Origin of the sequence: Streptomyces sp. NPDC052701 (assembly GCF_040678355.1) — a bacterium.
Taxonomy (GTDB): domain Bacteria; phylum Actinomycetota; class Actinomycetes; order Streptomycetales; family Streptomycetaceae; genus Streptomyces.
The window spans coordinates 114416-132363 of the sequence record NZ_JBFATO010000022.1 but is presented as its reverse complement, the minus strand read 5'-3'; the positions used below and the strand labels follow the sequence as shown (position 1 = coordinate 132363).

18 protein-coding genes and 1 tRNA gene are annotated in these 17948 nt (G+C 73.1%); 8 read left to right on the top strand and 11 right to left on the bottom strand.

Annotation, left to right across the window (positions count from 1 at the left end; translation table 11 throughout):
- Window positions 1–98: 98 nt before the first annotated feature.
- Entirely contained in the window at window positions 99–1001 is a 903-nt protein-coding gene (locus tag AB0L29_RS23905; RefSeq protein ID WP_365829776.1) for a hypothetical protein, read from the bottom strand.
- A 375-nt stretch (window positions 1002–1376) separates the two neighbouring features.
- Between AB0L29_RS23905 and AB0L29_RS23900 the strand changes: the two genes are divergently transcribed.
- Complete coding sequence (locus tag AB0L29_RS23900) at window positions 1377–2369, top strand: PAC2 family protein (protein WP_365829775.1); 993 nt, start codon at window positions 1377–1379, stop codon at window positions 2367–2369.
- 220 nt (window positions 2370–2589) lie between these two features.
- Here AB0L29_RS23900 and mshC read toward each other — a convergent pair whose 3' ends face one another.
- The 4 genes from mshC to AB0L29_RS23880 all read right to left on the bottom strand — a co-directional run bounded on the left by mshC (window position 2590) and on the right by AB0L29_RS23880 (window position 6066).
- Complete coding sequence (gene mshC, locus AB0L29_RS23895; RefSeq protein WP_365829774.1) at window positions 2590–3819, bottom strand: cysteine--1-D-myo-inosityl 2-amino-2-deoxy-alpha-D-glucopyranoside ligase; 1230 nt, start codon at window positions 3817–3819, stop codon at window positions 2590–2592.
- Between the two features lie 107 nt (window positions 3820–3926).
- Window positions 3927–4748, bottom strand: a complete 822-nt coding sequence (locus AB0L29_RS23890) for an SCO1664 family protein (protein WP_365829773.1) — start codon at window positions 4746–4748, stop codon at window positions 3927–3929.
- Window positions 4712–5302, bottom strand: coding sequence for a DUF3090 domain-containing protein (locus AB0L29_RS23885; RefSeq protein WP_365829772.1), 591 nt, complete (start codon window positions 5300–5302; stop codon window positions 4712–4714). Before AB0L29_RS23885 ends, AB0L29_RS23890 begins: the two co-directional genes overlap by 37 nt.
- Before the next feature lie 77 nt (window positions 5303–5379).
- Window positions 5380–6066, bottom strand: coding sequence for a histidine phosphatase family protein (locus tag AB0L29_RS23880; protein WP_365829771.1), 687 nt, complete (start codon window positions 6064–6066; stop codon window positions 5380–5382).
- Between the two features lie 62 nt (window positions 6067–6128).
- On the opposite strand from AB0L29_RS23880, the gene AB0L29_RS23875 reads away from it, so the two are divergent.
- Window positions 6129–7124, top strand: a complete 996-nt coding sequence (locus AB0L29_RS23875; protein WP_365829770.1) for a magnesium and cobalt transport protein CorA — start codon at window positions 6129–6131, stop codon at window positions 7122–7124.
- Between the two features lie 308 nt (window positions 7125–7432).
- On the opposite strand, the gene AB0L29_RS23870 is transcribed toward AB0L29_RS23875, so the two are convergent.
- Complete coding sequence (locus tag AB0L29_RS23870) at window positions 7433–8488, bottom strand: LLM class F420-dependent oxidoreductase (RefSeq protein ID WP_365829769.1); 1056 nt, start codon at window positions 8486–8488, stop codon at window positions 7433–7435.
- 227 nt (window positions 8489–8715) lie between these two features.
- Between AB0L29_RS23870 and AB0L29_RS23865 the strand changes: the two genes are divergently transcribed.
- Both AB0L29_RS23865 and AB0L29_RS23860 read left to right on the top strand, forming a co-directional pair.
- Entirely contained in the window at window positions 8716–9699 is a 984-nt protein-coding gene (locus AB0L29_RS23865; protein ID WP_365829768.1) for an aldo/keto reductase, read from the top strand.
- Entirely contained in the window at window positions 9696–11933 is a 2238-nt protein-coding gene (locus tag AB0L29_RS23860; RefSeq protein WP_365829767.1) for a helix-hairpin-helix domain-containing protein, read from the top strand. The genes AB0L29_RS23865 and AB0L29_RS23860 overlap by 4 nt, the downstream gene beginning before the upstream one ends.
- Before the next feature lie 88 nt (window positions 11934–12021).
- On the opposite strand, the gene AB0L29_RS23855 is transcribed toward AB0L29_RS23860, so the two are convergent.
- Complete coding sequence (locus AB0L29_RS23855; protein WP_365829766.1) at window positions 12022–12726, bottom strand: hypothetical protein; 705 nt, start codon at window positions 12724–12726, stop codon at window positions 12022–12024.
- 47 nt (window positions 12727–12773) lie between these two features.
- Between AB0L29_RS23855 and AB0L29_RS23850 the strand changes: the two genes are divergently transcribed.
- Window positions 12774–12962 (top strand): DUF5703 family protein, encoded by a 189-nt coding sequence (locus tag AB0L29_RS23850; protein WP_365829765.1) that lies wholly within the window; start codon window positions 12774–12776, stop codon window positions 12960–12962.
- A gap of 57 nt (window positions 12963–13019) precedes the next feature.
- Here AB0L29_RS23850 and AB0L29_RS23845 read toward each other — a convergent pair whose 3' ends face one another.
- The 3 genes from AB0L29_RS23845 to AB0L29_RS23835 form a co-directional block, all read right to left on the bottom strand.
- Window positions 13020–13847, bottom strand: a complete 828-nt coding sequence (locus tag AB0L29_RS23845; protein ID WP_365829764.1) for a chaplin — start codon at window positions 13845–13847, stop codon at window positions 13020–13022.
- A 230-nt stretch (window positions 13848–14077) separates the two neighbouring features.
- Entirely contained in the window at window positions 14078–14311 is a 234-nt protein-coding gene (locus tag AB0L29_RS23840; RefSeq protein WP_365829763.1) for a chaplin, read from the bottom strand.
- A 172-nt stretch (window positions 14312–14483) separates the two neighbouring features.
- Window positions 14484–15809: a M20/M25/M40 family metallo-hydrolase gene (locus AB0L29_RS23835; protein WP_365829762.1), complete on the bottom strand. Its 1326-nt coding sequence runs from the start codon at window positions 15807–15809 to the stop codon at window positions 14484–14486.
- A gap of 193 nt (window positions 15810–16002) precedes the next feature.
- Here AB0L29_RS23835 and AB0L29_RS23830 point away from each other — a divergent pair.
- Both AB0L29_RS23830 and AB0L29_RS23825 read left to right on the top strand, forming a co-directional pair.
- Window positions 16003–16090, top strand: a tRNA-Leu gene (locus AB0L29_RS23830).
- Window positions 16091–16174: 84 nt separating this feature from the next.
- Window positions 16175–16546 (top strand): YchJ family metal-binding protein, encoded by a 372-nt coding sequence (locus AB0L29_RS23825; protein ID WP_365829761.1) that lies wholly within the window; start codon window positions 16175–16177, stop codon window positions 16544–16546.
- Between the two features lie 44 nt (window positions 16547–16590).
- Here AB0L29_RS23825 and AB0L29_RS23820 read toward each other — a convergent pair whose 3' ends face one another.
- Window positions 16591–17292 (bottom strand): FCD domain-containing protein, encoded by a 702-nt coding sequence (locus tag AB0L29_RS23820; RefSeq protein WP_365829760.1) that lies wholly within the window; start codon window positions 17290–17292, stop codon window positions 16591–16593.
- 137 nt (window positions 17293–17429) lie between these two features.
- Between AB0L29_RS23820 and AB0L29_RS23815 the strand changes: the two genes are divergently transcribed.
- Window positions 17430–17948: a gluconokinase gene (locus AB0L29_RS23815; RefSeq protein WP_365829759.1), complete on the top strand. Its 519-nt coding sequence runs from the start codon at window positions 17430–17432 to the stop codon at window positions 17946–17948.

Here is a 17948-nt window from a genome sequence, read left to right as displayed (position 1 = left end):
GCTTGTTGTTATTGAAAGAAGTGTTGTTGTTCTATGCGGCTGATTTATAGTCGCATAAAAGAAGAGTGATACCCGCTAACCTTACCGCAACGGCCTCGTTAGCGGTAGCGTTTTGTCGGGCTATTTTGATCCTGCTCAGCCAGCCATGCCAACTTTTCGCCGATTTTCCCTTCAAGCCCACGCGAGGTCGGTTGATAGTAGCGTGTCTTGGCCATTTCGGGCGGGAAATAGTTCTCGCCGGCGGCGTAGGCGTTGGGTTCGTCGTGGGCGTAACGGTACTCCGCCCCCAGCCCCATCTCCTTCATCAGCTTGGTCGGCGCGTTGCGCAGGTGCAGCGGCACCTCTTCGGTGCCACGCTCGCGCACATCGGCCTTGGCCTGGTTGAAGGCCGCATAGCCGGCATTCGACTTGGCGGTGCTGGCCAGATAGAGCACCAGCTGAGCGAAGGCAAGCTCACCTTCCGGGCTGCCCAGCCGCTCGTAGATGTCCCAGGCTTCCAGCGCCATGCTCTGCGCGCGCGGATCAGCCAGGCCGATGTCCTCGATGGCCATCCGGGTCAGCCGGCGCGCCAGATAGGACGGATCGCAGCCGCCATCGAGCATGCGGGTCAGCCAGTACAGAGCGGCATCGGGATTGGAGCTGCGCACGGACTTGTGCAATGCCGAGATCTGGTCGTAGAACTGCTCGCCGCCCTTGTCGAAGCGCCGGGTGCGATCTGCCAGCACCTGGGTCAGGGTCTGCGGGGTGATGCGGCCACCCTCGCCGCCCGCCAGCTCGGCGGCGATTTCCAGCAGGGTCAGCGCACGTCGCACGTCACCGTCAGCGGCGGTGGCGATTTCCAGCAGCAGCTCGGGGGCGACCTCGATACCCTCGTCGCCCAGGCCGCGCTCACGGTCACCCAGCGCACGCTCCAGCGCTTCGACGATGTCGGTGGGCGAGACGCCCTCCAGCACATGCACGCGGCAGCGCGACAGCCGGCCCGGCGCGTACAGGCCGGCCACCGCCCGAAGGGGCGGCTCCGCACCGACGGAGCCGCCCCTTGCGCGTGCTCCCGGGGCTCCCGCCTCCCCCAGGGCAGCAGCGCCTCCCGGAGCCGGTGCGGCAGTGCCGGCCCGGCCCGATCCCGACGACCCGTACGGGCCCGTGGCCTCCGGGACGGCCTGACGCGCCGGAGGTTCCGCGCCCTGGAGCAGGCCGCCACGGCGACGGCGGCGAGCCGTGGCGGCGGCCGGAACGGCCCGGAGGACCGAGGGGTGTCCGGGGGCGGCTCCCGGGGCAGTGATGGGGGCACCGCCCCGTGCAGGGGGCTGCGAGCGCCCCCTTGGCACGCCGTAAGGTTGGGGCGTACGCGAGGGCACGTCGGAAGGAGGCGCTGGGTGATCGAGCTCGAGGGGGTTCCCGAGCTGATCGACCCGGTCATGGTGGCCGCGTTCGAGGGCTGGAACGATGCCGGCGACGCCGCCTCCACCGCGGTCGCGCATCTGGACAGGGAGTGGAAGGGCGAGGTGTTCGCGGCGCTGGACGCCGAGGACTACTACGACTTCCAGGTGAACCGCCCCACGGTGTTCATGGACGGCGGCGTCCGCAAGATCACGTGGCCGACGACAAGGTTGTCGGTGGTCCGGGTCGGGGGCGACAAGCCGCGCGATCTCGTACTGGTCCGAGGCATCGAACCGTCCATGCGGTGGCGCTCGTTCTGCAACGAACTGCTCGGCTTCGCCCACGAACTGGGCGTGGAACTGGTCGTCATCCTGGGCGCCCTGCTCGGTGACACCCCGCACACGCGTCCGGTCCCCATCAGCGGGACCACCTCCGACCCGGACCTGGCCCGCCGGATGGGCCTGGAGGAGACCAAGTACGAGGGCCCCACGGGCATCGTCGGCGTCCTGCAGGAGGCCTGCACGCACGCCGGCGTCCCGGCCGTGTCGCTGTGGGCGGCGGTGCCGCACTACGTGTCGCAGCCGCCGAACCCGAAGGCCACGCTGGCCCTCCTCAACCGCCTGGAGGACCTGATCGACGTGCGCATCCCGCTGGGCGAGCTGCCCGAGGACGCGCGCGCCTGGCAGGTGGGCGTGGACCAGCTGGCCGCCGAGGACAGCGAGGTCGCCGAGTACGTCCAGACGCTGGAGGAGGCCCGGGACACCGCGGAGCTGCCGGAGGCGTCGGGCGAGGCGATCGCCCGCGAGTTCGAACGCTATCTGCGGCGCCGGGACGGGGCCTCCGGCCCGCCGGGCGGACACGCCACCGCCGAGGGCGGCGAGGCCGCACCCGGTACGCCGTACCTGCGGGACAACCCCGGCGGCGGCCGTCCGCGCCCGCCGAGGCCGCCGAAGCCCGGCACGGACGACGAGGACTCCTCGGAGGACTGAACCCCGCAGGACCGGAGCGGAGCGGGTGGGGCGGCCGGTGCGCCGCGCACCCGCTCCCGGGCCCGCGGGATCCGTCCGGGCGAGGGACCGTCCCGCCGGGCAGCCGGGCAGCCGGGCAGCCGGGCCGCGGACGCGGCGGGCGGCCGGACCCGCTTCACCCGCCGAACGGCCGGGGCCTTCGCGGGCACCACCCGCGAAGGCCCCGGCCGTTCGGCGGCGTCTACAGGGCGACGCCCAGCAGCGCGTCCACGGCGCGTGAGACGAGGCCGGGCGCGCCCGTGTCCTCCCCGCCGGTCCCCTGCTGGAGCGCGGCCCAGCGGTCCACCGCGGCGAGGGCGGCCGGGGCGTCCAGGTCGTGCGCGAGGGCGTCGCGGATCTCCTCGACGAGCGCCTCGGCGGGCGGCCCGTCGGGGCGGGACACGGCGGCCCGCCACCGGCCGAGGCGGTCGACGGCGTCCTGGAGGACCCGGTCGGTCCACTCCCAGTCGGAGCGGTAGTGGTGGGCGAGCAGCGCCAGACGGATGGCGGCCGGGTCGACGCCCTCGCGGCGCAGCTGCGAGACGAAGACGAGATTGCCCTTGGACTTGGACATCTTCTCGCCGTGCAGGGCGACCATCCCGGCGTGCACGTACGCCTTGGCCATGGGGAACTCGCCGGTGAGCACCTGGGCGTGGGAGGCGCCCATCTCGTGGTGCGGGAAGACGAGGTCGGAGCCGCCGCCCTGCACGTCGAAGCCCATCCCGAGGTGCTCCAGGGCGATGGCCACGCACTCGATGTGCCAGCCGGGCCGCCCGCGGCCGAGGGAACCGCCGTCCCAGCTGGGCTCACCGGGCCGGGCGGCCATCCACAGCATCGGGTCGACCGGGTTCTTCTTGCCGGGCCGGTCGGGGTCGCCGCCGCGCTCGGCGGACAGCAGCCGCATGGCGGCGGCGTCGAGGCGCGAGACCTTGCCGAAGTTCGGGTCGGACTCGACGGAGAAGTAGATGTCGCCGTCGAGTTCGTAGGCGGCGCCGAGGTCCCGCAGCCGCTCGACGAGCGGCACGATCCCGGGTATCGCCTCCACGGCGCCCGTGTAGTGCCGCGGCGGAAGCATCCGCAGCGCCGTCATGTCCTCGCGGAAGAGGGCCGTCTCCTTCTCGGCGAGGGCGGCCCAGTCGACGCCGTCCCGCTCGGCCCGCTCCAGCAGCGGGTCGTCGACGTCGGTGACGTTCTGGACGTAGTGCACCTGCCGCTTGGTGTCGAGCCACACGCGCTGCACGAGGTCGAACGCGTTGTAGGTCGCCGCGTGTCCCATGTGGGTGGCGTCGTACGGGGTGATGCCGCAGACGTAGAGACGGGCGACGGGACCGGGGGCGAGGGTGACCAGGCCGCCGGTCGCGGTGTCGTGGATCCTCAGGTCGCGGCCCTGACCGGGCAGGGCGGGGACCTCGGAAGCGGGCCAGGCATGCATGCCCTGAGCCTAACCGGACTGGAGTTCCACATACGAACCGGAGCGGGCCGGATGGCCGGGAAGGCGCTCTTGCGCGTTCCCCGCGCGTGTGGCAGCGGCCGGACGGGTCAGACCGGCGGCCACGGGATCGCGGGCCACTCCCCGGTCGGCTCCGGATGCGTGCCGGAGGCCAGCAGCGCCTCGACCCGCGCGCGCGTGGCCTCGACCTCGTCCGGGGTGATCAGCCCGCCGAGCCGCACGGCCAGCTCACCGCCCTGCCGCAGGGTCTCCCTCAGCCCCTTGAGGACCTCGACGGCCTCCCCGGTCAGCGGCTCCCCGGCCCACCCCCACAGCAGCGTCCGCAGCTTGTTCTCGACGTGGAAGGTGACGCCGTGGTCGATGCCGTACAGGCGCCCCCGCCCCGCCGGCAGCAGGTGCCCGCCCTTGCGGTCGGCGTTGTTGATCACCGCGTCCAGGACGGCCAGCCGCCGCAGCCGCTCGTCGTCGGCGTGCACGAGCAGCGCGGTGCGCCCGGCACCGACCTCGGCGAACCCGATCGCCTTCCAGCCCGGCGCGGGCTCCTCCCCGTCGACCAGGGCGAGCAGCTCGGCGTCGTCGGACGCCGCCTCGATCCACAGCTGGCACATGCCCTCGCCGTAGGGGCCGTCGCGCAGGACGGTGGGCGGGACGAGCCCCCAGCCGGTCGCCTCGGAGACCTCGTAGGCGGCGACCTCGCGCTGGGCGAGCGTGCCGTCGGGGAAGTCCCACAGGGGGCGTTCCCCGGCGACCGGCTTGTAGACGCAGGCCGCCTCCCGCCCGTCGTGGGTCACGGTGCAGTACAGGGCGGCGTTGGACGCCTCACGGATGCGTCCGCGTACGGTCAGCTCGCCCCGGGCGAGCAGCTCGGCCGCCGTCACGCTCCGCGGCGGTATCCGTTCTGGCGCGGACATACGTGTCCTTCCGGGTCGAGCGGGAGGCTGCACAGCGGGCACGGCGGCCGCCCGGCGTTGACGACGTCCAGGGCGCGCTTGGCGAAGGCCCGGGCCTGCGCGCCGGTGAGCCGGACCCGCAGCATCGGGGGCCCGTTCTCCTCGTCCTGGAGCAGCCTCTCCTCGGCCTCGGCGAGGTCCTCCTCGGAGTCGGCGTCCAGCTCCACGAGGGCCTGTGCCTCGACGATCATGCGCTGCTCCTCGCCGTCCCAGGCGAGGGCCATGGTGCCGACGCGGAACTCCTCCTCGATGGGGGTGTCCAGCGGGGCGGTGTCGGTGATCTCCGACGGCGCCACGGCGGGGACGGCGGCGCTGCCGCCACTACGGCGTACGACCTCGTCGAGCAGCTCTTCCATGCGCTCGGCGAGCGCGGCGACCTGGGTCTTCTCCAGGGCCACGCTGGTCACGCGGGAGCCGGCGGAGGCCTGGAGGAAGAACGTACGGCGCCCTGGCAGTCCGACCGTACCGGCCACGAAACGTTCCGGTTGGTCGTAGAGGAACACCTGACGGGACACGTCCTGTCTCCATGGGAATCGAGGGAATCAGTGGGTACGACACTGCTGCGACCGCTTCACCCTACTGCGGGAGACGATCACGGTGCGCCCGCACCGCCCCCCACCGGGGCGTCGTCGCCCGGCGTCTCCTCGCGCGGCACCAGGGACGCGAAGTCCCCCGTGTCGCCGAGGCGGACGAGGAACGGCCTGAGCCGGGTGTAGCGGATCGCGGTGATGGAACACGGTTCGACGGAGATCCGCTGGAAGAGGTCGAGATGAAGCCCGAGCGCGTCCGCGACGAGCGACTTGATGATGTCGCCGTGCGAGCACATGAGGTACACGGCGTCGGCGCCGTGGTCGCGCTCCACGCGGGCGTTCCACTCGCGTACGGCCTCGGCGGCCCTGGTCTGCATGGCCCGCATCGACTCGCCGCCGGGGAAGGCCGCCGCCGAGGGGTGCGCCTGCACCACCTCCATCAGGGGTTCGTCCTTGAGGTCGGCGAGCTTGCGTCCCGACCAGTCGCCGTAGTGGCACTCCCCGATCCGGTCGTCGGTGTGCTCCGTGAGCCCGGGACGCGCCTTAAGCAGCGGCCGGACGGTCTCCCGGCAGCGCTGCAGAGGGCTGGTGACGACCTCGGCGAGGGGCAGCCCGGCGAGCCGCCCGGGCAGCGCGGCGGCCTGCGCGGCCCCGCGTTCGTCGAGGGCGACGCCGGGCGTCCAGCCGGCGAGCAGTCCCTCGGTGTTGGCGGTGGAACGTCCGTGCCGGACCAGGATCAGCGTGGGCATGCGGCCCAGCGTAGGCGTTCACCGCGGTGCGGTGGTGTTCGAGTGACAGGAGAAAACGCTTCGTGATCGTCGACTGCGCCATCTACCGTGACGGGCACCGGACCGAGGGCCCCGAGGACTTCTCCGACGCCCTGAGCGAGGCACGGGCGGCGGGGGGTTTCGTCTGGGTCGGGCTGCACGAGCCGACGGAGGGGGAGTTCGAGCACGTCACCCAGGAGTTCGCGCTGCATCCGCTGGCGGTCGAGGACGCCCTGAAGGCCCACCAGCGGCCCAAGCTGGAGATCTACGACGACTCGCTCTTCGTGGTCCTCAAGCCGGTGGGGTACGAGCCGGAGAGCGACACCGTCTCCACCGGCGAGATCATGATCTTCCTGGGCGACTCGTTCGTGGTGACCGTCCGGCACGGCGAGGGCGCGCCGCTGAAGGCGGTCCGGCGCCGTCTGGAGCAGGAGCCGGAACTGCTGGGCAAGGGCCCCACCTCGGTGCTGTACGCGATCGCCGACGCCGCCGTCGACCACTACCTGGACGTGGCCACCGAGCTGCAGGCCGACCTGGAGGGGCTGGAGGCGGAGGTCTTCTCACCGGACGACGGCGGTTCGCGCCACACCGCCTCCCGGATCTACAACTTCAAGAGGCAGATCCTGGAGTTCCGGCGGGCGACCGGACCGCTGGCCCTGCCGATGAGCCGGCTGGCGGGCACCGCCGGGCCCGGTGTGGTGGTGCCCTTCGTGAACGACAGGGCGCGGCCGTTCTTCCGGGACGTCAGCGACCACCTGACGCGGGTGAACGAGTCGGTGGAAGGGCTGGACCGGCTGGTCTCGGACATCCTCTCCGCGCACCTGGCGCAGATGAGCGTCCGGCAGAACGACGACATGCGGAAGATCTCCGCGTGGGCGGCCATGGCCGCGATCCCCACGATGATCGCCGGGGTCTACGGCATGAACTTCGAGCACATGCCGGAGCTGCGCTGGGTGTGGTCCTACCCGACGCTGCTCGCGGCGACGGCCTTCCTGGAGGTGCTGGTGTTCCGGCTGTTCAAGCGGCGGGGGTGGCTGTAGGGCCCTGCGGGACCCGCCCGCTTCCCGGCCGTGTCCGGCGCGCGGGACGCGGCGGCTCCCCGTGACGGCGGGCGGGGGCGGCCGCCCCCGCCGCAGGAGATCCGCCCGGCGGCGCGGCCGGTGCCGGGGGCCGCGCAGGAGCCCGGGCCGCGGCTCCGTCCGTCCGCGGGCGCGCTGTCCGGTGACGCGGCCGGGCGGGAGATACGCGTAACCGCGCGGGCCGGGGCGCGTTGTTCCGCGTGACGGCCGTGGCGGGGAAGACCCCGAGCCCCCACCACGGCCGCAGAAGACTTCGCCCGGCGCTCCGGTCAGGCGAGACCGGAGCGTTCCAGGGCCTCGACGCCGGCGCGCAGCGAGGCGATCCGCTCGTCCAGCGTGAGACCGGCCGGGGCGAGGGTGAGGGTCGTGACCCCCGCCGCCGCGTAGGCCCTCATCCGGTCCGCGATGCGGCCGACGGAACCGAGCAGGGTTGTCCGGTCGATCAGGTCGTGCGGTACGGCGGCCGCGGCGCCCTGCTTGTCGCCGGAGAGGTACTTGTCCTGGATCTCGGCGGCTTCCTTCTCGTACCCCATGCGCCGGGCCAGCTGGTTGTAGAAGTTCTGCTTGGGGCTGCCCATGCCGCCGACGTACAGCGCGGTGTAGGGGCGGAAGGTGTCGGCGAGGGCCCTCACGTCCTTGTCGTCGCCGACGGCGAGCGGGAGGGTCGGGCAGACGTCGAAGCCGTCGAGGGTCTTGCCGGCCTTCTCGCGCCCGGCGCGCAGGTGCCTGATCGCGGTGTCCTCGAGGTGGTCGGCGGAGGGGAAGATGAGCAGGGCGCCGTCGGCGATCTCGCCGGTCTGTTCGAGGTTCTTCGGGCCGATGGCGGCGATGTACAGCGGGATGTGCTCGCGCTGCGGGTGCACGGTGAGCTTGAGGGGCTTGCCCGGGCCGCCGGGCAGGGGCAGCGTCCAGTGCTCGCCCTCGTAGCTCAGCCGTTCGCGGGTCATCGCCTTCCGCACGATCTCGACGTACTCGCGGGTGCGGGCGAGGGGTTTGTCGAACTTGACGCCGTACCAGCCCTCGGAGACCTGCGGACCGGAGACGCCGAGGCCGAGGCGGAAGCGGCCGCCGGAGAGGGAGTCGAGGGTGGCCGCGGTCATCGCGGTCATGGCGGGCTGGCGGGCGGGGATCTGGAAGATGGCGGAGCCGACGTCGATGCGCCGGGTCTGGGCGGCGATCCAGGCCAGCACGGTGGCGGCGTCGGAGCCGTAGGCCTCGGCGGCCCAGCAGACCGCGTACCCGAGCCGGTCGGCCTCCTGCGCGACGGCGAGATTGTCCGCGTCCATTCCGGCGCCCCAGTAGCCGAGGTTGATGCCGAGCTGCATGACCCGCTCCCCTTACCGATCAGTAACGTCCCTTGGCGGGCACCTTAGCGTGCGCGGGCGCCGGACGGTGGGGCGGGGACGCCCGCGCCGCCCCGGCGGAGGCGTCCGTCCCCGCCGGCGCGGGCGGGCAGCCCCCGTGCCGCCCCGGGCCGGCGCCGCGTGTCTCCTGGGAACCGGTTGTCCACAGGTCCCCGAAGCGAAGGTTTTGGCCAGTAATCTCGGCGTTCATGGAGCAGAGGCATCTCGGCCGCACCGGCCTGCGCGTGTCCCGTATCGGCCTGGGCACCCTCACCTGGGGGCGGGACACCGACGAGCACGACGCCGCGGACCTCCTGAAGACGTTCTGGGAGGCGGGCGGGACCCTCGTCGACACCGCGGACGTGTACGGCGACGGGGAGGCCGAGTACCTGCTCGGAAAGCTCATGGACGGTCTGGTGCCGCGCCGCGACCTCGTCGTCTCGACCAAGGCGGGCAGCGTGCCGGACCCCGACCGCCTCTTCGACGGCTCGCGCGGCCATCTGCTCTCCGCGCTGGACGCCTCGCTCGCCCGCCTCGGCACCGACTACGTCGACGTGTGGCACGTGCACGCCTTCGATCCGCACACCCCGCTGGAGGAGACCCTCCAGGCGCTCGACCTGGCGGTCGGCAGCGGACGCGCCCGGTACGCCGGCGTCTCCAACTTCTGCGGCTGGCAACTCGCCAAGGCGGCGACCTGGCAGCTGGCGGCGCCGGGCACGCGGACCCGGCTGGCGAGCACGCAGATGGAGTACTCGCTGCTCCAGCGCGGCGTGGAGCGCGAGGTGCTGCCGGCCGCGCTGGACCTGGGCATCGGGCTGCTGCCGTCGTCCCCGCTGGGGCGCGGGGTGCTGACCGGCAAGTACCGGGACGCCACGCCGCCGGACTCGCGGGGCGCCTCGGAGCACTTCGCGCCGTTCGTCGCGCCGTACCTGGACGACACGGCGAGCCAGATCGTGGACGCCGTGACGACGGCGGCGGACGGGCTGGCGGTCACCCCGCTGCAGGTGGCCCTGGCCTGGGTCCGCGACCGGCCCGGGGTGGCCGCCCCGATCGTCGGCGCGCGCAACGCGCAGCAGCTCACGGCGGCATTGTCGGTGGAGACCCTTAGTCTTCCTGACGAGATCCGCCGGGCGCTCGACGACGTGTCGGCGCCCGTGCACCGCTATCCCGATCACGACTGGAGCACGCTGTGAGCACGGAGCCCGGGCCCGAGCCCGCCGAGGACGCCGTGGACGCCGAGGACGCCGAGCCCGCCGTGGACGCCGAGGACGCCGAGCCGGGGACGCCGGGCGCCGCGGCGGAGGGCGAGGCCCCGCGCAGCGAGGGCGCGGAGGGTACGGCGGCCGCCGCTGCCGGGGACGGTCCGGCTGAGGCCGGACAGCTGTCCGAGGCGGAGGCCGAGCTGCTGGCCCAGCGGCTGGAGCGGGAGCGCATCGAGCGGCGGAAGACCGAGAAGCGGGGGCCGATCGAGGCCGGGGGCAAACTGAGCGGCAAGGCGGCCGACCTGCTCGCCGCCGTGCGGGCCGTGGAGAGCGGCGAGCGGCCGCCGCGGACGGTGTTCGGCGAACCGGAACCCGCCGCGCCGCGCCCCGCCCCGGAGCCGGTGCGCCGGCCGCGCCCCGTGCCGGACGGGACGGGCGGCACGGCCGCCGTGCCCCCGGCCGAGGCCGTGCAGGCAGTGCGGGGGGTGCTGGCCGAGGGGGGCGCGCCCGAGGCGCTCGCGCCGCGGGCCGCCGCGGTGCTCGGTGCGGGCGCGGAGGAGCTGTTGCGGACGGACCCCTGGCAGCTGCTGCGGGTCACCGGTGTGCGGCCGGAGCAGGCCGACGGCTTCGCGCGGGCCCTGCTCGGGCCGGACTGCGGCCCGGGCGACGAGCGGCGGGGCCGGGCGGTGACCGTCTGGCTCCTGGAGCAGGCCGCCCTGGCCGGGCACACCGCCCTGGAGATGCCGGCGCTCACCGACGCCCTGGCCCGGCAGGGCGTACCGGATCCGGACGCCGCCGTGCACGCCGCCGTCGCCGAGGGCGAGGCGCTGGTCTTCCGAGACGCCCTGGACGAGCCCGGTGCCCCGCCGGACGAGGAGGACGGGACGGACGGGACGGACGGGACGGACGAGGAGCGTCCGGCCCGCGTCCTGATCGGTCTCGAACGGTACGCGCTGGCGGAGGAGAGTCTCGCCGACGCCCTGGCCCGGCTGGTCAACTCGGCGCCCGGGCAGGACGGTTCCGGTGCGCAGTGGGAACGGGCCGCCGCCACTGCACAGGGGTCGGCCGGCGAGCTGGTCCGCGCGGCCGCCTCCCACGGCCTGGTCCTGCACACCGGCGGGGAGGCCGCCCTGGCCGAACCGGCGGCCCTGCTCCACGCGGCCCGCGGTCTCGGTCTGCGTGCCTGGGCCGCCGCCCACAGCCCGCTCGGCCGCGACCGCTTCGCGGCCCTGCTGCGGCAGCCCGAGCGGTCCGACGGCCCCGCCTCGCCTCCCGTCGCCACCGTCGCCGGGCTGCTGTCCGGCGCCGAGGGGCCGGGGCGGGACGCCGAGGGGTCGCTGGACCTCGACCTCCTCGTCGTGCTCGACGCCCCGCAGCTGGACGTCGAGACGGCTGCGCTGCTGACGGAGTCGCTGCCGGACGGCGCCCGGCTGGTGCTGTCCGGGGATCCGGGCGTGCTGTGGTCGGTGGGGCCCGGGCGGGTGTTCGCCGATCTGCTGGCGGCACGGATCTGCCCGCAGGTCGCCTCGCGGCGGCCGGACCCCGGTCCGCTGGGCGAGCTGGTCTCGGGCATCGGCGTCGGCGAGCTGAACCAGGTCCAGGCCCCCGGCAAGGAGGTCGTGATCGTGCCCGTGCGGGACGCGGGCGAGGCCGTGCACCGGACCGTGCAGCTCGTGGCCGACTCGGTGCCCCGGGCGATCGGCGTGCCCGCCGAGGAGACGCAGGTGATCACCCCGGGGCACGGGGGTGCCGCCGGCACGCGGGCGCTGAACGCGGCGCTGAAGGAGCGGCTCAACCCCGGCCCCGGCCGTTTCGGCGGCTTCGACCCCGGTGACCGGATCGTCTACTCCCCCGTCCCGGGGCGTGCGCTGCCGGGCCGTGTGGTGAAGGCCGACGCCGAGGGGCTGCACCTGTCGTGCGCGGGCGAGGCCGTCGTCGTACCGAGGGAGCGGGTGGAGGGCCGGGTGCGGCACGGGTGGGCGATGACCGCGCACCAGGCGGTGGGCGCGCGGTGGCCGGCCGTGGTCGTGGTGCTGCCCGGCGACGCCGTGCAGGCGCTGAGCCGTCCCTGGGTCTACACCGCGTTCGGCCGGGCCGAGCGGCATCTGTCCGTGGTGCACGGCGTGGAGCAGGCGCTGCCCAGGGCGGTGGCCGAGGTGCCGGCCAAGCCGCGGACGACCCGGCTGCCGGCACTGCTCGCCCCGCAGGTCCCGTCGGCCGGCTGAGCCCGGTCCCCGACACGGCGACGGCGGTGGTCACGGGAGGGCTCCCGTGACCACCGCCGTCCGCCGTCGCCGGGGCCGGTCCGGCCGCTCAGCGATCCGTGTCCAGCGGCTCCAGGTCCTCGTCGTCCTCGTCCGTGGCGAGTTCGTCCTCGAGCTCGTCGTCCAGGTCGTCGTCGGTGTCGCCGGCGTCGGCGTCGTCGTCGAACACCGCGCTGACGTCGAAGCGGCAGACCACCCGCTGCGGATCTACCTGCTCGAAGGGCGCCTCCAGCCACTCACCGGGGTCGGCCGGCTCGTCCGCCGCCGTCACCCAGAGCGTGGAGTCGCCCTCCTCCAGGCCGAACTCCTTGTGCCGGGAGGCGATCTCGTCCGGCTCGAACTCGCCGAACAGCAGCCCGAGCGCGCCGTGCACCGTGCCGGAGACGTCCGTGCCCGCGTCCTCGTCCGCCGCCTCGATCCGCTGGGCCTGCGCCAGCAGCCGCTGCGGCTCCGCCACGGCGTAGTCGCGGCGGATCAGCACGCTCAGCGCGTTCGGCTCCTCGGGGCCGGTGTACGGGGGCAGCGCGTCCTCCGCGCCCGGGATCTCGAAGGGCGTGACCTCGTCGTAGCGGTCGTAGAGCAGTTCGTCGTACGCCTCCGCGGCCGCGGCCAGCTCGTTGAACGCCTCGTAGACGGCCGGGTCGTCCTCACCCGACCTGCGTTCGACCGCGGCCAGGTGGCGGTCGAGCGCGGTCTTGACCGCCTCGGCGGCGGCGCGTACCTCGGCAGCGGTGGGCTGCGCAGCATCAGACATAGTGCAGACGCTATCCGTACCAGGCCCCAGCCCGCACAATAGATGCGATGCCGGAATACGAATTTGTCGACGTGTACGTACCGCGCGGGGTCTCCCGCAAGGAGGCGACACGTCTGCTGACGGACCACGCAGAGTACGGAAACTGGGAGTTGTACCGCCTCAGTCTGCTGCGCGACGGCAGCCGCAGGGTGCGGTTGCGGAGGCGGATCATCCGCCAGGTGCGCGCGACATGGTGAGGTGACACACACGCAGTGGGCCCCGCGGACGCGGGGCCCACTGCGTGGTGCCGGGTGTCAGGCCGAGGCCCGCGCCCTGCGGTAGAGGACCGCGCCGGCCAGCAGCGCGCCCGCGCCGACCGGCGCGACCAGGCCCACCGGCAGGTCACTGCCGGTGTGCGCGAGCTGTGCCCCGGCCTCGGACCGGGTGACGGTCCGCGTGTCCGGCCGGCCGGTGTGCGAGGAGCCGCCCGGCGTCGTGCCCTCACCCGTGCCGGGCGGGGTGCCGGGCTCGGCCGGGTCGCCCGGGTCACCGGGCGTACCGGGGTCACCCGGGGTGCCGGGGTCACCGGGGTCACCGGGGTCACCGGGGTCACCGGGATTTTCCGGGGTGCCGGGGTCACCCGGCTGGCCGGGTGTCTCGTTGCCGCCGCCGGGCGGGGTGGTGTGCTGCCCGCCGGAACCGCCGTTCGCGCAGTCGTTGCCGATGGTGGCGTTGCCGGCCCCGATCACGCCGACGTTGTTGCCGCAGACGTTGACCGGCACGTGGACGGGCGCCTGGACGTGGTTGCCGGAGCCGACGCCGGGCGAGTCACCGGCGTGACCGCCGGCGTGCGAGCCGCCGTGGCCGCCCGGGTCCCCGTACCCGCCTGACGAGGAGCCGCCCTGGTTGGCACACGTGTTGCCCACCGAGGGGTTGAGGAGACCGACGACGTTGACCGTGTTGCCGCACACGTTGACCGGCACGTGCACCGGCGCCTGCACCGAGTTCCCGGACAGCACGCCGGGGGATCCCGACGCCGAGCCGTGCGCACCCGAGTCGGCGTGCGCGGAACCGCCCGCGGCGGCGAGCACACCGGTCGCGGCCGCCATCGTCATCAGGCCCTTGCGGGTGACCTGTCGCATTTACTGAATCCCTGCCTTCGACCTTCTCGCCGGAATGCCGCCCGATTCTGCATTCCGGCATCCCGACATTCCGACGTTTCGACGTTTCGACGTTTCGAATTCTTGACGTCTTGACGTTCCTGTGTTCCGGCGTTCCGGAAAAGACCGGTCGGCCCCGGGCGCGCGGCACGCGCTCCGGGGCCGACGGGCTCGCGCCCCGAGGGCCGGGCCCTAGAGGGCGGGGCACAACGTCACTTGTTGATGCAGGTGTTGCCGAAGGCGGGGTTCAGCAGTCCGATCACGTTGACCGTGTTGCCGCAGGCGTTCACCGGGATGTGGATGGGCGCCTGGACGACGTTGCCGGACAGCACACCCGGGGAGTGCACGGCGGCACCCTGGGCACCGGAATGGGCGGCGGCAAGACCCGCGCTCGCGAGAACCAGACCACCAGTGGCAGCCGCAACAGCAACGACCTTCTTGATCATTATTCCTCCTCGTTGGAAATGCGATCCCAATTGCGGATCACATGACCAGTAACGAGGAAGGAGTAATCGGGCTACGAGCGTATGGTCGCATTCACTCTTTATCGGGCACGCTCGCACACGTGACCGATTACCGTGGCGTCATCGTTGGCCAAGGGACGGGGCGGGCGGTCGTTCAGGAGGCGTCGATGAACCGGTCGAGCACGCGCACGCCGAACTTCAGGCCCTCCACCGGCACCCGCTCGTCCACGCCGTGGAACATGCCCGCGAAGTCCAGCTCGGGCGGCAGCTTCAGCGGCGCGAAGCCGAAGCAGCGGATGCCGAGGTCGTCGAAGGACTTGGCGTCGGTGCCGCCGGAGAGCATGTACGGCACGGCGCGGGCGATCGGGTCCTCGGCGCTCAGCGCGCTCTGCATGGCATCGACGAGCCGGCCGTCGAAGCCGGTCTCCAGGGCCTTGTCGGCGTGCACGTCCTCGCGCTTCACGCGGGGGCCGAGGATGCGGTCGAGGTCGGCGAGGAACTCCTCCTCGTAGCCGGGCAGGAAGCGCCCGTCGACGTGGGCGGTGGCCTCGCCGGGGATGACGTTGACCTTGTAGCCGGCGCCGAGCATGGTGGGCGCGGCCGAGTTGCGCAGCGTGGTGCCGATCATCCGGGCGATGCCGCCGAGCTTGGCGAGGGTCTCGTCCATGTTCTCGGGGTCGAGCTCGGTGCCGAGCGCGTCGGAGAGCTCGTCCAGGAAGGCCCGTACGGTCTTGGTGATCCGCACCGGCCACTTGTGCCGGCCGAGCCGGGCGACCGCCTCGCACAGCTCCGTGATGGCGTTGTCGTCGTTGGTCATCGAGCCGTGGCCGGCCGTGCCCTGGACGGTGAGCCGCATCCAGTGCATGCCCTTCTCGGCGGTCTCGACGAGGTAGAGCCGCAGCTTCTCGTTGACGGTGAAGGAGAACCCGCCGACCTCGCCGATCGCCTCGCTGACGCCCTCGAACAGCTCGGGGTGCTCCCGGACGAGGTACTTGGCGCCGTACGTGCCGCCGGCCTCCTCGTCGGCGAGGAACGCGAGCACGATGTCCCGCGGGGGCCTGCGCCCGCTGCGCAGCCGGTCGCGGACGACCGCCAGGGTCATCGCGTCCATGTCCTTCATGTCGACCGCCCCGCGGCCCCAGACGCACCCGTCGGCGATCTCGCCGGAGAAGGGGTGGTGGGTCCAGTCGGCCGCGTTGGCCGGCACGACGTCGGTGTGCCCGTGGATGAGCAGCGCGGGCCGGGAGGGGTCCTCCCCCTCGATGCGGGCCACGGTGGAGGCCCGTCCCCGGTGGGACTCGAAGATCCGCGGTTCGAGTCCCACCTCGGCGAGCTTCTCGGCGACGTACTCGGCGGCCTCGCGCTCGCCCGGTCCCGAGTGGTCGCCGTAGTTGCTGGTGTCGATCCGGATCAGCTCGCGGCAGAGGTCCACGACCTCGTCCTCGCCGGTGACGCTCCCGGCCGTGCCCGTCTCGCTCACGTGCTTCCTCCCGCTGTCACTGCTGGTGGGTCCTCCTCATCCTCCCTCCCCCGCCGCCCGCGCCCAAGACCGGTCCCGGCCCGTCACACGCCGTTCACGCGGGCCGGGGCGGACCGGGGGTGATCGGCCACCCCCGAAAGCCTGGTAATGTTTACGTCGTCGCCGCGAGGGAAGCCCGCGCGACAGACACCTTGTCCGGGTGGCGGAATGGCAGACGCGCTAGCTTGAGGTGCTAGTGCCCTTTATCGGGCGTGGGGGTTCAAGTCCCCCCTCGGACACCACCGAAGACCCCTGGTTCGCCAGGGGTCTTCCGCTTGCCCGGGGCCGGTCCGCGAGGCGGTGCCCGCGCAGGCAGAATGACGGGCATGACCACGCGTTCCTGCCCCTGCGGGCGCCCCGAGCCGTACGAGGCCTGCTGCGGCCGCCACCACCGCGGGGCCGCCGCGCCGACCGCCGAGGCGCTCATGCGGTCGCGGTACAGCGCCTTCGTCCGGGGGGACGCGGGGTACCTGCTGCGGACGTGGCATCCGCGGACGCGGCCCGAGCGGCTCGACCTCGATCCGCGGATGCGGTGGACCGGGCTGGAGATCCTGAGGACGAGCGGCGGGTCCGCCTTCCACCCGACCGGGACGGTGACCTTCCGGGCGTCCTACCGGGGCGGCTCCCTGCACGAGCGCAGCCGTTTCGAGCGGCTCGACGGGGCGTGGGTGTACGTGGACGGGGAGTTCCTGGACTAGGGCCCCGCCTGTGGATCCCGCCCCTGCGGCGGGTCCCCGGGCCGTCACGGCGCGAGGATGTCCAGTTCCTGCAGGGCGCCCACCGTGATCTCGCGGGTCAGCTTCTCGGCGCGGGCCGCGTCCCTTTCACGGACCGCCTCCGCGAGCTGGACGTGCAGGGTGACGGCGGCCGGGTCCGGGTCGTCGAACATCACGGCGTGGTGGGTGCGGCCGGCCAGGACCTCCGCGACGACGTCGCCGAGGCGGGCGAACATCTCGTTGCCGGAGGCGTCGAGGATCACCCGGTGGAAGGCCACGTCGTGGAAGAGGTACTCCTCCAGCTTGTGGCCGCGGGAGTTGGCGACCATGCCCAGGGCGCACTCGGTGAGCCGGGCGCACTGCTCGGCCGTGGCGTTCCTCGCCGCCAGGGCCGCCGCCACCGGTTCGACCGCCGAGCGCAGGACCGTCAGGGAGCGCAGCTGCCGGGGGCGGTCGGCGCCGGCCAGGCGCCAGCGGATGACCTGGGGGTCGTAGACGTTCCACTCGGCCTGCGGCAGGACCATCACGCCGACGCGGCGGCGGGAGGCGACCAGGCGCATGGACTCCAGCACACGGACCGCCTCGCGCATCACGGAGCGTGACACGTCGAAGCGCTGGGCGAGTTCGTCCGTGCGCAGCACGCTGCCCGGCGGGTATCCGCCTCCGGCGATCTCGGGGCCCAGGGCGTCCAGTACGCGGCCGTGCAGCCCCCGGCCCGGTGTGCTCATGCACTCAGAGTACGGGGTGGATCACTGCGCCAAAAAGTCAGACTTATTTGTCACAGACTCTTGAATTCGTCGTACCTAATGGGTTTCAGTTGCGTCGACATCACGTGTCGACGAAGACAGCAGACAGTGAGGCAGCGATGAAGACCCCCCATGTCGTCGTGGTCATGGGCGTCGCGGGCACCGGCAAGACCACCGTCGGACCCCTGCTCGCGGCCCGGCTCGGCGTCCCGTACGCCGAGGGCGACGACTTCCACCCGCAGGCCAACATCGCCAAGATGTCGGCCGGGACCCCGCTCACCGACGAGGACCGCCGGCCCTGGCTGGACGCCATCGGCGACTGGGCGCAGGGGCGGGCCGGGCTCGGCGGGGTGGTCAGCTGCTCGGCACTGAAGCGGTCGTACCGCGACCGGCTGCGGGCCGCCGCACCCGGCGTGGTCTTCGTGCACCTCACGGGTGACCGCGCGCTCATCGAGGACCGGATGTCGCACCGGCAGGGCCACTTCATGCCCACGGCGCTGCTCGACTCCCAGTTCGCCACGCTCCAGCCGCTCCAGCCGGACGAGGCCGGGGTCGCCGTGGACGTCTCGGGCGGCCCGGAGGAGATCGCCGAGCGGGCGGTGAACGCGCTCGACTCGCTCCCCGGACCGGTCCAGTAG

Excerpts from the sequence above, each read along its gene's own strand:
- mshC (WP_365829774.1), bottom strand. The coding sequence starts at position 3,819 with ATGCATGCCTGGCCCGCTTCCGAGGTCCCCGCCCTGCCCGGTCAGGGC.
- AB0L29_RS23890 (WP_365829773.1), bottom strand. The coding sequence starts at position 4,748 with ATGTCCGCGCCAGAACGGATACCGCCGCGGAGCGTGACGGCGGCCGAG.
- AB0L29_RS23880 (WP_365829771.1), bottom strand. The coding sequence starts at position 6,066 with ATGCCCACGCTGATCCTGGTCCGGCACGGACGTTCCACCGCCAACACC.
- AB0L29_RS23870 (WP_365829769.1), bottom strand. The coding sequence starts at position 8,488 with ATGCAGCTCGGCATCAACCTCGGCTACTGGGGCGCCGGAATGGACGCG.
- AB0L29_RS23865 (WP_365829768.1), top strand. The coding sequence starts at position 8,716 with ATGGAGCAGAGGCATCTCGGCCGCACCGGCCTGCGCGTGTCCCGTATC.
- AB0L29_RS23855 (WP_365829766.1), bottom strand. The coding sequence starts at position 12,726 with ATGTCTGATGCTGCGCAGCCCACCGCTGCCGAGGTACGCGCCGCCGCC.
- AB0L29_RS23850 (WP_365829765.1), top strand. The coding sequence starts at position 12,774 with ATGCCGGAATACGAATTTGTCGACGTGTACGTACCGCGCGGGGTCTCC.
- AB0L29_RS23845 (WP_365829764.1), bottom strand. The coding sequence starts at position 13,847 with ATGCGACAGGTCACCCGCAAGGGCCTGATGACGATGGCGGCCGCGACC.
- AB0L29_RS23840 (WP_365829763.1), bottom strand. The coding sequence starts at position 14,311 with ATGATCAAGAAGGTCGTTGCTGTTGCGGCTGCCACTGGTGGTCTGGTT.
- AB0L29_RS23825 (WP_365829761.1), top strand. The coding sequence starts at position 16,175 with ATGACCACGCGTTCCTGCCCCTGCGGGCGCCCCGAGCCGTACGAGGCC.
- AB0L29_RS23820 (WP_365829760.1), bottom strand. The coding sequence starts at position 17,292 with ATGAGCACACCGGGCCGGGGGCTGCACGGCCGCGTACTGGACGCCCTG.
- AB0L29_RS23815 (WP_365829759.1), top strand. The coding sequence starts at position 17,430 with ATGAAGACCCCCCATGTCGTCGTGGTCATGGGCGTCGCGGGCACCGGC.